General features: G+C 51.1%; 12 protein-coding genes. 10 read left to right on the forward strand and 2 right to left on the reverse strand.

The features are described from left to right. Positions 1-92: 92 nt before the first annotated feature. Complete coding sequence (locus Pmgp_RS11760) at positions 93-590, reverse strand: NADH-quinone oxidoreductase subunit NuoE family protein (RefSeq protein ID WP_192902913.1); 498 nt, start codon at positions 588-590, stop codon at positions 93-95. A gap of 177 nt (positions 591-767) precedes the next feature. Here Pmgp_RS11760 and Pmgp_RS11765 point away from each other — a divergent pair, with 177 nt between their 5' ends. The 6 genes from Pmgp_RS11765 to Pmgp_RS11790 all read left to right on the forward strand — a co-directional run bounded on the left by Pmgp_RS11765 (position 768) and on the right by Pmgp_RS11790 (position 8,924). Then, complete coding sequence (locus Pmgp_RS11765) at positions 768-1,319, forward strand: helix-turn-helix domain-containing protein (protein WP_243119822.1); 552 nt, start codon at positions 768-770, stop codon at positions 1,317-1,319. A gap of 34 nt (positions 1,320-1,353) precedes the next feature. Then, positions 1,354-3,075 (forward strand): [Fe-Fe] hydrogenase large subunit C-terminal domain-containing protein, encoded by a 1,722-nt coding sequence (locus Pmgp_RS11770; protein ID WP_134214175.1) that lies wholly within the window; start codon positions 1,354-1,356, stop codon positions 3,073-3,075. A 36-nt stretch (positions 3,076-3,111) separates the two neighbouring features. Next, positions 3,112-4,260 (forward strand): SpoIIE family protein phosphatase, encoded by a 1,149-nt coding sequence (locus Pmgp_RS11775; protein WP_134214176.1) that lies wholly within the window; start codon positions 3,112-3,114, stop codon positions 4,258-4,260. Between the two features lie 225 nt (positions 4,261-4,485). Beyond that, on the forward strand, positions 4,486-5,010 hold the full coding sequence (locus tag Pmgp_RS11780; RefSeq protein ID WP_134214177.1) for an NADH-quinone oxidoreductase subunit NuoE family protein: 525 nt from the start codon (positions 4,486-4,488) through the stop codon (positions 5,008-5,010). After that, positions 5,003-6,886: an NADH-quinone oxidoreductase subunit NuoF gene (locus Pmgp_RS11785; RefSeq protein WP_134214178.1), complete on the forward strand. Its 1,884-nt coding sequence runs from the start codon at positions 5,003-5,005 to the stop codon at positions 6,884-6,886. The genes Pmgp_RS11780 and Pmgp_RS11785 overlap by 8 nt, the downstream gene beginning before the upstream one ends. A gap of 16 nt (positions 6,887-6,902) precedes the next feature. Then, positions 6,903-8,924, forward strand: coding sequence for a [FeFe] hydrogenase, group A (locus tag Pmgp_RS11790; protein WP_134214179.1), 2,022 nt, complete (start codon positions 6,903-6,905; stop codon positions 8,922-8,924). Between the two features lie 72 nt (positions 8,925-8,996). Here Pmgp_RS11790 and Pmgp_RS11795 read toward each other — a convergent pair whose 3' ends face one another. Next, complete coding sequence (locus Pmgp_RS11795) at positions 8,997-10,436, reverse strand: tRNA nucleotidyltransferase/poly(A) polymerase-related protein (RefSeq protein ID WP_134214180.1); 1,440 nt, start codon at positions 10,434-10,436, stop codon at positions 8,997-8,999. A gap of 325 nt (positions 10,437-10,761) precedes the next feature. Between Pmgp_RS11795 and Pmgp_RS11800 the strand changes: the two genes are divergently transcribed. The 4 genes from Pmgp_RS11800 to panD all read left to right on the forward strand — a co-directional run bounded on the left by Pmgp_RS11800 (position 10,762) and on the right by panD (position 14,045). Continuing rightward, a complete protein-coding gene (locus Pmgp_RS11800; RefSeq protein WP_134214181.1) occupies positions 10,762-11,646 on the forward strand; it encodes a Rossmann-like and DUF2520 domain-containing protein in 885 nt (294 codons plus the stop codon). Next, entirely contained in the window at positions 11,639-12,475 is an 837-nt protein-coding gene (panB, locus tag Pmgp_RS11805) for a 3-methyl-2-oxobutanoate hydroxymethyltransferase (protein ID WP_134214182.1), read from the forward strand. Before Pmgp_RS11800 ends, panB begins: the two co-directional genes overlap by 8 nt. Before the next feature lie 150 nt (positions 12,476-12,625). Next, a complete protein-coding gene (panC, locus tag Pmgp_RS11810) occupies positions 12,626-13,468 on the forward strand; it encodes a pantoate--beta-alanine ligase (RefSeq protein ID WP_134214183.1) in 843 nt (280 codons plus the stop codon). A gap of 193 nt (positions 13,469-13,661) precedes the next feature. Further along, complete coding sequence (gene panD / locus Pmgp_RS11815) at positions 13,662-14,045, forward strand: aspartate 1-decarboxylase (protein WP_134214184.1); 384 nt, start codon at positions 13,662-13,664, stop codon at positions 14,043-14,045. Positions 14,046-14,117 lie beyond the last annotated feature (72 nt).

Consider the following 14,117-nt stretch of genomic DNA (forward strand, 5'->3'; position numbering starts at 1 on the left):
CCCTATACTATTATAGAATCAGGGGTGGGAAAAGGTTCATGTAAAGTAATATTTATCCGCCTGGGCGCCGTTTTGCCAGGTTGTTGTCTTTTTTAGCTTGACTTACGGTTCTGATATTTTTTAATTATGGAGGATACCTTGCCGGGATTTACATGGGGGTGGATCTCGTTGTCCACCATCACGGAGGGCCCGAGGTCACACGCGCCGAGGCACCGGATCACTTCAAGGTAAAACAGGCCGTCGGAGGTTGTCTCCCCGGGAGATATCCCCAGTTCCCCGCAGAATTCTTTTAGCACTTCCTGTGCACCCCGGAGGTAGCAAGTTGTTCCCATACACACGCTTATCCTGTGCAGTCCCGGGGTTTCGTGCCGCAGTAAATTGTAGGAGTACAGCAGGTCTTCAATTTCCGCCTCATTCCTGCCGAAGGCCTCCGCAGCCATTTTGATGATTCTGTCAGGAAGGCTCCCGTAAATCTCCATGTATTCCCTGAAAAAATTTAATGGTCCCCCGGGCTGGTTCCTGTGTTTTGTTATTAATTTGTTTATTTCAGGGTTTCCGCTGTCCTGGCAGCGATTGTCTTCTTTATCCATCCTGAGATTTTCCCCCGCATCACAAAAAATAAATTTATTATATTCTATCATAAAACAGTGTCAGATATCATTACAGTATTAATTTTCACATATCAACCAGTGGTTGATATGTGCTATAATTATTAAAGTGTATATTGATAAGTGCTGGAGTTGCCTTTAAAAGGGGGTAGGCAAAAAGTGGGTTTGGGTACCCGGATCAAGAGGGTAAGGATTAACAGCGGTATGACTGTTCGACAGCTTGCCCAAAAGGTTGGGCTTTCCGCCAGCTTTCTTTATCAGCTGGAGCAGGAAAAAACATCCCCTTCCTTCTCCACCCTTAAAAGTATAGCTGCAGCCCTTAACACCAATATTACTCTGCTCATAGAGGATAATCTGCCCGAAGAGTGGCTTGTGGTTAGAAAAAACAACTACAAGCGGGTTGTCACTGAAAACCCGGGTATGGAGTTGAACCTTCTCACTTTCCTGGGACTCCGGGAAAAAAGAATGCAGCCCATGGTTTTCAAACTGGATCCCGGCGCTGTGAGCACAGGGATAGGCGCCCTTGAAGAGAAGGAGCATTTTTTATACGTCCTGGAGGGGGAAATAGAAGTCACTATTAGAGATACAAAATATGTTTTAAATAAGGGAGATGCTGCTTACTTTATCTTCGATGCTCCCGGGGAGTTGAGGAATAACGGCCCGGAGAGGGCAGCGGGACTATGGGTATACAGTCCTCCCGGTACAAAATAACCGGGTTTTTTATTTTTCACCACGGAGGTAAAAGATGGAACTCATATATACAATAGACGCCCGGTGCAGGGACTGCTACAAATGTGTGCGGGAATGCCCTGTCAAGGCTATCAGGATTAAAAACGTAATAGGGTCCGAAGCCCAAAAGGCGGAAGTAATGAAAGAACGCTGCGTTCACGACGGAAGGTGCGTTCTTGTCTGCCCCCAGCAGGCTAAAAAAGTGCGGAACGATGTGGACAAGGTTAAAGAACTGATTTCGTCGGGGCGGCAGGTTGTTGCCAGCCTGGCGCCTTCATTTGCGGCGGGCTTTCCGTTGGATAAGCCCGGCCGGGTGATTTCAGCCCTCAGAAAGCTCGGGTTTGCCAGCGTGCAGGAAACTGCCTTTGGTGCTGAGCTGGTGGCGGCGGAGCACAAGAAGCTGCCTGCTGACAGGACTTTTCTCTCCAGCGCCTGCCCCTCGGTGGTCAGCCTGGTGGAAAAACATTTTCCCGACTTGATTTCATATTTATCCCCGATTGTCTCTCCCATGACAGCTCACGCGAGGATAATCAAGTCGATGAATCCCGGCGCCGCGGTGGTTTTCATCGGCCCTTGCATAGCCAAGAAGGATGAGGCGGAGGAAGAACAGTTTACGGGGACTATTGACGCAGTGCTTGGTTTCGGGGAAACCTGGGATTGGATGCAGGAAGAGATAACCGACCTCGAACATTTGCCTGCTGAATATTGTGAGGAATTTGACGGTCCACGGGCGGGCAACGGCAAATTATTTCCGCTTGACGGGGGCATGCTGCGTACTGCCGGTATGAGCACGGACGGGCTTGATGACAGTGTCATGGTCATTTCCGGCCTTAAAAGCTGCATGGACTTTTTGAATCATCTCCAGCAGCATAAGGCCTGCAAGGCAAAATTGGTGGAACTGCTGGCCTGCCCCGGCGGGTGCGTTAGCGGACCGGTGTCTGTCAGTGAGGAAGATGTTTTTATTAAAAAACAGAGAATTTTAGATTACTTCCATGAAAACGTCTCTCATGAAGATGACCGGAAAACATTTAGTTTTAAGAATATAGAACTGTACCGAAGCAACTCCAACAGGCAGATTCCTCTTCCTCGCCCCAGTGAGGAGGAACTGAACGAGATATTTGCCCGTACAGGCAAGACCAATCCCGAAGCCAGGCTGAACTGCGGCTCTTGCGGGTATGCCACCTGCAGGGACAAGGCTATTGCGGTTTACCAGGGGTTTGCGGAAATGAAGATGTGCATTCCTTACATGAGAGAAAGGGCCGAATCGGTTTCAAACCGGGTAATTGCCGCCATGCCGAACGGTATGATTATAGTAAACCGGGATCTGAAAATCCTGGAAATAAACGATGTGGCCCGGGAAATGCTGGGTGTATCCGGAGAGAATCTAAAGGGCGGGGATCTTTCCCGGGTTATGGACCCGGCTAACTTCCTCTACGTAGCAGCCAGCGGCTTGCCTTTAAACCGTATTATGAATTATGAACAGAAGGACCTGATCACCAGAGAGATAATATTTCCCCTCGGATCCGAAGAAATTGCCGGAATTCTCATTGACATAACTGAGGACAGCAAACAGAAGGAACAACAAGACATCCTGAAAAATGAAACAATCAACAGAGCTGAGGAAGTTATTGCCAAGCAAATGCAGGTTGCCCAGGAAATAGCCGGCCTGCTCGGAGAGACAACAGCAGATACCAAGGTGCTCCTGACAAAGCTGATCAAACTTGTGAAAAACAAATAACAGGTTCATTTTAAACTGATAAACAGAGGTCGACGTATGAAGATAGCGGTGGATATCGGCATCTCCCAACTGAAAAAACACGGGGAAGAGCTCTGCGGTGACAGTATCGAAGTAGCAGTAAACGATGATATAGCTACCATAGTTTTGTCGGACGGTCTGGGAAGCGGGGTCAAGGCCAATATTCTTTCCAGGCTTACCTCAAAAACAGCGGTGAGAATGATTACTCAGGGGGCCGAACTTGAGGAGGTCATAGAAACCCTGGCCAAGACACTGCCCAAAATAAGGGGCCTGGCCTACAGCACCTTCGGCATACTTGAGATATTTACCCGTGAGGGAACCGCCCGCCTGGTGGAATACGATACCCCGGAGGCTTTTGTGGGCAGTTCGGGGAGTCTTAAGCCCTTAAAGAGGGTCAGGCAGGATATAGGAGGAAAGGTTATCCACCAGTCAATGTTTTCACTGGAAAGCGGGGATTGGATTATACTGGTTTCCGACGGGGTGCTTCACGCCGGTATGAACGGAGTATGGAACATGGCCTGGGACTGGAATGGCTTTTCGGGCTACTTCCGCAGCAAAATACCATTGGTTGACGACGCGCTAGCCTGCGCCCGCATGATTGCCGACCACTGCAACTGCCTGTATGGGTCATACCCGGCGGACGACGCCAGTATTGTAGTGGTCAAAGTCAGGAAACCCCGTTTTCTGAGCCTGTTAATCGGCCCCCCTTGCAGCAGGGACGACGATTTTAGGGCGGTAAACAGGCTGATGGAGGGAGCCGGCGCCAAGGTTGTGTGCGGGGGATCTACCGGCAACATGGTGGGCCGTGTCCTGGGACGGCCGGTAAGAGTGGACCTGAAATCAAACTGCGACAGAGTCCCTCCGACCGGAATTATTGAGGGAATTGACCTCGTTACGGAAGGGGTGCTGACCATGGCATACAGCCTTGAGCTGTTAAGGACGGGAGTTCCTGTTCAACAGCTTAAATCAAACGGGGATGGGGCCAGCAGATTGGCGGTTCTGTTATTGGAAGCTGATAATCTTAATTTCCTCGTGGGCACCGCGATCAACAGTGCCCAGCAGATCGATGAAGGCTCTTCAAGAATCATATTGAAACAACAGGTAATAAACGATTTGATTACTTTTTTAAAGGAAAAAGGCAAAAAAGTTACTGCGGAATATTTCTAAGTTTTTTTTCATGCCCTGCGGAGGACCTTGCAAGGTTATCCGGCAGGGTTTTTTTTAGGTCTGAACAGGCAGGCGGTCTGTTGGCATTACTTAATTCATGTTTTAATAGTGTAAATATTAATTATATTTTTACATTACTAGTTGACACATGTAAACCAATGGCATATATTTAAATAGTCAGACAACTGGAAACCTGGTAAAGAAACTGTGGGGAGAGAAGTGTTTATGGAAAGAAAATTTGAAAGGCTCCAGGAAATCATTGAGAGTCATCAAGGCAAGGTTGCCCATTTAATTGCCATTTTACAGGAGGTGCAGGAGGAGTACCGCTATCTGCCTGAAGAGGTACTTACCTATATAGCCACGGCCATGAAAGTGTCGCCTGCCACAGTGTACGGAGTAGCCACTTTTTATGCGCAGTTTTCTCTGATACCAAAGGGAAAATACGTAATCAGGGTTTGTGATGGTACAGCTTGCCATGTTCGGGGCTCAGAACCGATTCATTTCGCCCTAAGAGAGAATCTTGGGCTAACTGGGGGCGAGTCCACTACCGGAGACATGCAGTTCACTGTGGAGACCGTTTCCTGTCTTGGCGCCTGCGGCCTTGCACCGGTGGTTGTGATTAATGGTGACGAGGTGCACGGACAGACAACTCCAGAATCGATAGTGGGAGCAATAAAAAGGATTGTATCCCTGGAAAAACAGGGAGAAAGCAAAAGCCCTTCAGAAACGGGGTGTTGTCAAAATGCTTAATTCCAGGGTTGAACTGGATGACTTGAAGAAAAAGGCACTTCTAGAAATCAGCCGCACGCCAAAGAGAATTCTTGTCTGCGCCGGGACCGGGTGCGTTGCTAACGGGTCTTTGAAAGTATTCGAACTCTTCAAGCAGTTGTTGGCTCAGAAACCTGAACTTAAACTCAGTGTTGAATTGGATAAAGAAGATCACCATAACAAAACTAGCGCCCATATCAGCGGCTGCCACGGCTTCTGCCAGATGGGCCCGCTGGTAAGAATCGAGCCCAGGGGGACACTTTACTGCAAAGTAAAGCCCGAGGATGTGTCTGAAATTTTTGAAGAGCACATTATAAACGGCAGAGTGGTGACAAGGCTTCTTTACCAGGACGATAACACCCATTCCCCTATTGAAACACAGGACGAAATCCCCTTTTACAAAAACCAGTTGAGGGTCGCCCTGGCGAACTGCGGGCGCATCAACCCGGACGACATAGAGGACTATATCGCCCATAACGGGTACCAGTCTCTGGCCAGGGCACTCTATGAAATGACACCGGACGAGGTAGTCAAGGAAGTGCTGGATTCAGGCCTGCGGGGAAGAGGCGGCGGAGGGTTCCCCACCGGGAGAAAATGGCTGTTTGCCCGGGAAGCCGGCGGGGAAAAGAAATACATTATTTGCAACGGTGACGAGGGAGACCCGGGGGCTTTCATGGACCGCAGCGTAATGGAAGGCGACCCTCACAGGGTAATCGAGGGTATGATGCTGGCCGGTTATGCCGTGGGAGCTGACGAGGGTTATATATATGTCAGGGCTGAATACCCTCTGGCAGTAAAGCGTCTGCGCAGGGCGGTGGAAACAGCCGGCAAATACGGGATGCTTGGTGAGAATATACTGGGCAGAGGCTTCAGTTTTAAGGTGAACATAAAAGAAGGGGCCGGGGCCTTTGTTTGCGGTGAAGAGACCGCGCTTATCGCTTCCATAGAAGGAGAGCGCGGCATGCCGAGGCCAAGGCCACCCTTTCCGGCTGTCAGCGGACTCTGGGGCTGTCCCACGATCATCAACAACGTAGAAACCCTGGCCAACCTGCCGTCTATAATACTGAACGGAGCGGGCTGGTTCAGCAGTTTAGGCACTCCCACCAGCACCGGCACAAAGACCTTCGCGTTGGCCGGGCAGGTGGCCCATACCGGTTTGGTGGAAGTCCCCATGGGGCTTACTTTAAGGAAGGTAGTATTTGATATAGGAGGCGGGCTTCGGGACGGCAAGGTTTTCAAGGCGGTACAGATAGGAGGTCCCTCCGGGGGCTGCCTCACCAAGGATCACCTCGACCTGCCCCTTGACTACGATTCCCTGCAGAAGGCAGGAGCGATGGTAGGATCCGGCGGGCTGGTGGTGATGGGTGAAGACACCTGCATGGTGGAAGTGGCCAAGTTTTTCATGGGATTTGTCCAGAATGAATCTTGCGGCAAGTGTGTCCCCTGCCGGGAAGGCACCAGGAGGATGCTGGATTTGCTTACCAGAATAACTAGCGGCGCCGGAACCGAGGAAGACCTGCTGCTGCTGGAAGAGTTGGCCTTGATTGTAAAGGACGGCTCTCTTTGCGGACTTGGTAAGACCGCTCCCAACCCTGTACTGACCACGCTTAAATACTTCCGGTCCGAATACGAGGCCCATGTAAGGGACAAAAAGTGCCCGGCCGGTGTGTGCAAGGATCTGCTTGATTACCGGATTGATCCTTCCTTATGTAAAGGATGCGGGCTCTGCAAGAAGAACTGCCCCGCCGACGCCATTTCCGGAGCAAAAAAAGAGCCTCACCAGATAGACCCGGAAAAGTGTATCAAGTGCGGCACCTGTGTAAGCAAGTGCAAGTTCGGAGCAATAGTCACTAACTAAGGAGGGAGCGATATCCGTGAGTAGTAACGGAAAACTGATTATAGATGGACGGGAAATAGATATTCAGGGAGAGAAGAACCTTTTGGAGATAATCCGGAGGGCGGGAATCAATCTGCCCACCTTCTGCTACCACTCTGAGCTGAGCATTTACGGAGCATGCCGCCTCTGCTTGGTGGAAACCGACAAAATGGGCCTGGTGGCTGCCTGCTCCACCCCTCCTCAGGAAGGGATGGTAATAAGAACCAATACCCTGCGGACCCGAAGGCTGCGTAAGATGGTTATCGAACTCCTGCTGGCCAACCACGAGAGGGAGTGTACCACCTGCTCAAGGAGCGGGAGGTGCAAGCTCCAACTGCTGGCCCACCAGCTAGGAGTGAAAGAAGTGAGATTCGGCAAGCGGGATAAAAAAGTTCCCTTAGATCTGACCAGTCCGTCAATAGTTCGGGACCCCAACAAGTGCATACTCTGCGGTGACTGCGTCCGCATGTGCAAGGAAGTACAGGGACTTGGAATCTGGGACTTTGCCCACCGCGGTTCAAAAACAGTGGTCACCACCGCCTTTGACAAGGAGCTTTCCGACGTGGCCTGCGTAAACTGCGGCCAGTGCGTTTCCGTATGCCCAACCGGAGCACTTACCGTTAAAAGTGAAATCGACAAAGTCTGGAATGCGATACACGACCCTGATAAAATTGTTGTCGCTCAGATAGCCCCGGCTGTCCGGGTTGCCCTGGGAGAGGAGTTCGGCCTGAACGCCGGAGAGGACGTAACGGGTAAAATCGTTGCCGGGCTGAAGCTTATAGGGGTCGGCAGGGTGTTTGATACCCTGTTCACCGCTGATATGACCACCATAGAAGAGGCTAACGAGTTACTGGTTCGCCTTGAGAAGAATGAAAACCTGCCCATCTTCACTTCCTGCTGCCCTGCTTGGGTAAAGTACTGCGAGCAGTTTCACGCCGATCTGCTGCCTAATGTTTCGAGCTGCCGTTCTCCGCAGCAGATGTTCGGGTCGGTAGTTAAGAAATACTATGCCAAAAAGCTGAACAAGCGGCCGGAGGATGTATTTGTATTGTCCATAATGCCCTGCGTGGCTAAAAAATTTGAGGCCCAAAGGCCGGAATTTACAACAGGCGGGGTTCCCGACGTCGACGCTGTGCTGACCACAGTTGAAATCGCCCAGATGTTTAAAGAAGCCTCCATAGATTTTACCGCGCTGCCGAATAAGGCCTTTGACAACCCGCTGGGAGTGGGTTCCGGGGCAGCCCTTATCTTTGGTGCTTCCGGCGGCGTCATGGAATCGGTGGTACGTTATGTGTCAGGGCTGACCGGGGGGGATGAAGTGGGCCGCATCGATTTCCTGCCGGTACGCGGCATGGAGGGAATCAAAAAAGCCTATGTTAAAGCCGGGGGGAAAATTCTAAAGCTCGCTGTGGTAAACGGTCTGGCCAATACTGAAAAACTTATATCTATGCTTAAATCCGGAGAAGCTTCCTTTGACGCTATAGAGGTAATGTCCTGCCCGGGTGGCTGCGTCGGAGGCGGAGGGCAGCCTGAAGTCAACGACACAGTGGCCCGAACCAGGAGGGCCGGGGAAATATATGAAATGGACAGGGTACAGCAGCTTCATAAACCCCAGGACAACTATTTTGTGGTCAAAGCCTTTGAAGAGTGGTTCGGCGGGGTCAACAACCATGAAACACACCATGCACTTCATACAACATATGTGCCGCGCCGGCGCATCAACGGAAAACCCTTCATAATGAATGATTCCCAGTCACAGCGCCTGCAGGTATCGGTATGTCTCGGCACGGGCTGCTACCTCAGGGGAGCATACGATGTAATCAAGGAATTCAACGATTTGGCGGAAAACCGGGGAATTGCGGGACAAATAGAAATCAACGGCACTTTCTGTCTGGAGAAGTGCGATAACGGTGTTTCAGTAAATGTAAACGATGAAATTATTACCGGAGTTTCCCCGGAAAATGCCGGGGAAATATTCATAAATAAAATTTCCCCACTGGTTGATAAAAACTTAAGATAAATTTAAACCCCCATATAACCTCTTACCAACCCGGTGCTATAATCATCAGCACCGGGACTTTTTTTGTCCTACTTAGCCCTCGTTTTCTTTTAAAAGGCGGGCGGCATAGGTGATGGCCTCCCGCCTGCTGGTTACCTCCCCGCAAACCTGGGCCTCGGTGATTTTCTCCAGCAGGTCGCCCAGCTGCCTGGATGGGCGGAGTCCCAGTTCAGTCATTAAATCCTCGCCTTTAACCAGGATAGGCGGGTTAATGTATTTTTCAGCCTCAAAATAGTATTTATACAGGAGATCCACGATGAAGGAACGGTACCCGGCCAGGTCAAAAGCGCTTTTTAAATCCGGGGTTGCGGACATATTGGCCAGGGAAAGCAGCAGGACATCAGGGGTGTCCTGGCCGATGCCGATAAAGAAGCGGTGGAAGTCGGCCGGTCCCCGGGCCGGTTTGTTAAAAAGGCTGACTGGAAGCGTGTGTTTGCCTGCCAGGTTTTTCAGGTAGGACTCCTCTACTTTGCTCATTTTCAGCCTGCGGGCAAATTCACTGATGTACACTTCAATATTGCCGGGGTCATGAAAAAGGGCGGCCAGTTTGATCAACTGGCTTCTTTTACGTTCAGAGGTAAGGCCCTGGTCAAGGTGTTTCCTCAGCAGTCCGCGTATTTCTGCCGCCCGGTCACCGGTTCCGATGCCGGTGAGTCTGCCGCATAACTCTTCCAGCAGTTTATATGTTTTCAGGCTGTGTGCCCAGACATTGTCCGTGGGAAGGTTTTGGCCGCTTACACTCATGTTTTCTTTGACTGGAAAGACTTCAGAAAGGATTCCGGTATCATCCAGCACTGTGATCAAGGGGTATGATTGCGGCAGGGAGAGTATGCCCAGCAGTTCCTCCCAGATCCTTTCCCCCGCTACTTCCTGCAGCAGCCAGCGGTTTTGTTCCATCAGGCTCAGGGTTTCAGGATCAATTTTAAATCCCAGTTTGCCCGACAGGCGCACCGCCCTCAGGATGCGGACGGGGTCCGCCTCAAAAACATAGCTGTTGATAGCTCTAATGGTTTTACCTTCTATGTCAGCCAGCCCGCTGTAAGGGTCAGTTAAAAATTCAGGCCAGCGCCGGCGATCCGGGCGCTTACCCGACAGTGTGCCGTTTTCCTGTGACAGTTTAAGGTAAGCGTCTAATTCCAGGGCCATAGCATTGATGGTAAAGTCCCTGTTGGACAGGTCCTCCTCTATACTTAGCCCCTTAAATGAGGAAAAGTCTATCTGCCACTTGCTGCCGCGCGGCTCCAGCACTACCCTGGCAACTCTGTTGATCCTGTCCAGGGGAATATATACGCCCTTTAATACTTCAGCAACCTCCTGGGCCAGGTTCATGGCATTGCCGCTGACGGCAAAGTCAAGGTCCCGTCCGGGCTGTCCCAGGTATATATCGCGTAAAAAGCCCCCGACCAGGTAAATCTTTTTATTCTTTTTGATAGAGAGATTGCCTATTACATCAAGAGTATCTTTTAATGACATAGTAATTCCCCCTATTAATAGAATTGCCGGTTTTATTATATCACTTTTTAAAATATGGCAGTAAAAGCTTGTCTTAATTTATTTTTAAATATAATTTTTTTTGGAAATTTAGTTTGCCTATGATATTATCTTGTGGTAGAATGTGATCGAACAGGGTGGTATCCTGGAGAGCCGCACCTGCGAAGTTCTTATAGAATTAAATAAATTTGTTAACCGCTTGGAGCCGGGACGGACCGAGACGGAAGTTTTGAACAAACGCCTTTCGGATTATTCCGGGAGGCTTTTATTTATTTGGCTTACTATAAAACGGGGGGAGGCAGTGCCTGTGCGTAAACCTAAAATCGCTGTGGTCGGAGCCGGCAAGGTTGGATCAGCCCTGGCGCTTCTTTTAAACCAGCAGGGTTATCCTGTAAACGGGGTGGCCAGCAGGAGCATCACCTCAGCCAGCCGTGTGGCCGAGCAATTAAATGTGCCTGCCACTACTAAACCGGCAGAGGTGACCGCCGGTGCGGAAGTAGTCTTTATCACCACGCCGGACAGGGTGATTGCCCAGGTTGCCGCTGAAATTGAAGAAAGGGGCGGTTTTAAGCCAAACCAGGTTGTTTTTCATACCAGCGGCGCGCATGCCGCGGATGAGGTGGGCGCCGCGCGCCGCTCGGGAGCGCTGGCCGCGTCATTACACCCGCTGCAGTCTTTTGCTGATGTGAAGATGGCGATGGAGAACCTGCCCGGGTCTTATTTTGCCCTGGAGGGTGACCAGGAGGCGCTGCCGCTGGCCGAACAAATTGTCAAAGACCTCGGCGGCAAAAGTTTTTTCATCGCCGCCAAGGACAAGCCCCTCTACCATGCCGCCGCCTGTATAGCCTCTAATTATCTGGTGTCTTTGATGCACTTTGCCACCGGGCTTTACAGCCGCTTCGGACTGACCAGGGAGGAAGCTTTTGCGGCCTTATACCCGCTGGTCAGGGGAACAATTAATAATATCAGCCAGGTTGGCCCGGCCAGTGCTTTGACCGGACCGGTAGCCAGGGGTGACGGCCCTACTCTGGCGGGGCACCTGGAGGCATTTAAAGAGGTTGGGGAGGAGGAACGGGATCTTTATTGCAAGCTGGGGTTGTACACTGTTAAAGTGGCCGTTGAAAAGGGAACCATCAATGCAGAAGAGGCGAAAAAACTAGAAGGGATATTTGGGGGTGCAGTAAATGAGTAAAGACAAGGTGACAACCGCTACTGTAAAACAGATGAAAGCTGAGGGCAGGCCGATCACCATGCTTACCGCCTATGATTTCTCAATGGCTAAATTGGTGGACGACGCCGGCATCGACATGATCCTGGTGGGTGACTCACTGGGCAACGTGATGCTTGGCTATGAGTCCACCCTGCCGGTGACCATGGATGAGATGATTCACCACGTCAAAGCTGTCTGCCGCGGCACAAGCCGGGCCATGGTAGTGGCTGACCTGCCGTTTATGTCCTACCAGGTTTCAGTCAAGGAGGCTCTGCGCAACTCGGGGCGGTTTTTGAAGGAAACCACCGCCAGCGCGGTCAAGCTGGAAGGCGGTCAGGAAGTTTTTGATGTTATTCGCGCTGTCGTGGACGCCGGCATACCGGTGGTGGGACACCTGGGGCTGACGCCCCAGTCAGTCCACCAGATGGGCGGCTATAAAGTTCAGGGCAAGGACGAGGCGGCGGCGAGGAAACTGCTGGCCGACGCCAAGTGTGTAGAAGAAGCCGGTGCATTTTGCCTGGTCCTGGAATGTGTGCCTGCGCCGCTGGCCAAGCTCGTGACCGAATCGCTGCAAATACCCACAATAGGTATCGGGGCGGGAGCGCAATGCGACGGACAGGTCCTGGTTATACACGACATGCTGGGTCTCTACCCCCGTTCTTCACCGAAGTTCGTTAAAAAATACGTCAACCTGCATGAGCATATGACCGCGGCCTTGAAACAGTATATTGAAGAGGTGACGGAACGCTCCTTCCCCGGCCCCGAGCACAGCTTCGGGATGTCCGAGGAAGTGCTGAAAAAGTTGTATTAATAGTAGTAAGAATCCAGAATACAGAATTCAGAATTTAAAAGATCCTACTATTTTTATTCTGAATTCTGTCCTGAATTCTTTAATCCAATACATCCTGTTAACTATAAAAAATCACTTAGTTTCTAATCAGGTCTGCAATTGGAGGTACGTATGTTTATTTATCACACTATAGCTGAGGTTCGCCGGTATGTGCGGGAAGCCAGGAGCATAGGCCAGAGTATCGGGCTGGTGCCGACCATGGGCTACCTGCACGAAGGGCATCTGGAGCTGGTGCGGCAGGCTAAAAAGCGCTGCGACAAAGTTATAGTAAGTATTTTTGTCAACCCTACTCAATTTGGTCCCGGCGAGGACCTGGAACGTTACCCGCGGGATTTGGACCGGGATGCCAGGCTGTCCGAAGGAGTAGGCGCAGACGTTATTTTCAACCCGCCGGTGGCTGAAATGTACCCGGCCGGCTACTGCACCTACGTTGACGTTGAACGGATCACGGAACACCTGTGTGGTCAGGCCAGGCCAGGCCACTTTCGCGGGGTGGCTACGGTAGTTACCAAGCTTTTTAACATTGTCAGGCCGGATGTTGCGTTTTTCGGCCAGAAAGACGCCCAGCAGGCGCTGGTAATTAACAGGATGGTCGCTGACCTGGACATGGACCTTGAGGTTGTAACCGTGACCACGGTGCGGGAACCCGACGGCCTGGCCATGAGCTCACGCAACGTCTACCTGGAACCTGAACAGCGCCGGGCCGCGCTGGCGCTCTCCAGAAGCCTGCGCCGGGCGGAAGAGGTTTTTCAGGCCGGCGAGCGGGACGCGGCCAGAATACGGCAACTGGTTATTGATATGATCAAAAAGGAAGCTCTCCTGGAAATTGATTATGTCGAAATATACAGCCACCCGGAACTGGAGCCGATAGATCAAATAGAAGGGCCGGCTCTCCTGGCCCTGGCTGTGAAAACCGGACGGGCCAGGCTGATTGACAATACGGTGCTAAGGTAGGGGGACACACCTCTGTTTGGGGCCTGTCTCTAGGGCTGAGGAATGTCCCCATGGTAAGGCCGACTGTCTACAAAACAAGATAACACAAAGTCCGGAGCGGGGACAGAGGAAAGGGGACACACCTCTACCTTTAGCCTATCTCTAAGGAGAGGTATGTCCCCAATAACGCAGATTATTTTTTGGGGGTGCGGGTATGTTCCTGAACATGTTTAAATCGAAGATCCACCGGGCTACGGTAACTGAAGCCAACCTGAACTATATGGGCAGTATCACCATTGATGAGGCGCTGGCTGAAGCCGCGAATCTGTTGCCCAATGAGAGAGTTCAGGTAGTGAACAATAACAATGGAGCCCGTTTTGAAACTTATGTAATCAAGGGGCCCAGAGATTCGGGAGTGATCTGCCTGAACGGGGCGGCGGCACGCCTGGCCCAGCCGGGAGACATTGTAATAATCATTTCGTACGCCATGATGGACGAAAAGGAGGCCCGTACTTACCAGCCCACGGTCGTGATGGTCAACGGAGAGAATAAGATAACCGAAATTAGGGGTAAAGAAGTGCACGGAGAAATCGGCTAGTACTTATTGTAACCTATGCATACAATCTGCAGGGACAAGAACTTTTCTTGTCTTTTTTTTATAATTCGTTAT

Origin of the sequence: Pelotomaculum propionicicum (assembly GCF_004369225.1) — a bacterium.
GTDB lineage: Bacteria > Bacillota > Desulfotomaculia > Desulfotomaculales > Pelotomaculaceae > Pelotomaculum_B > Pelotomaculum_B propionicicum.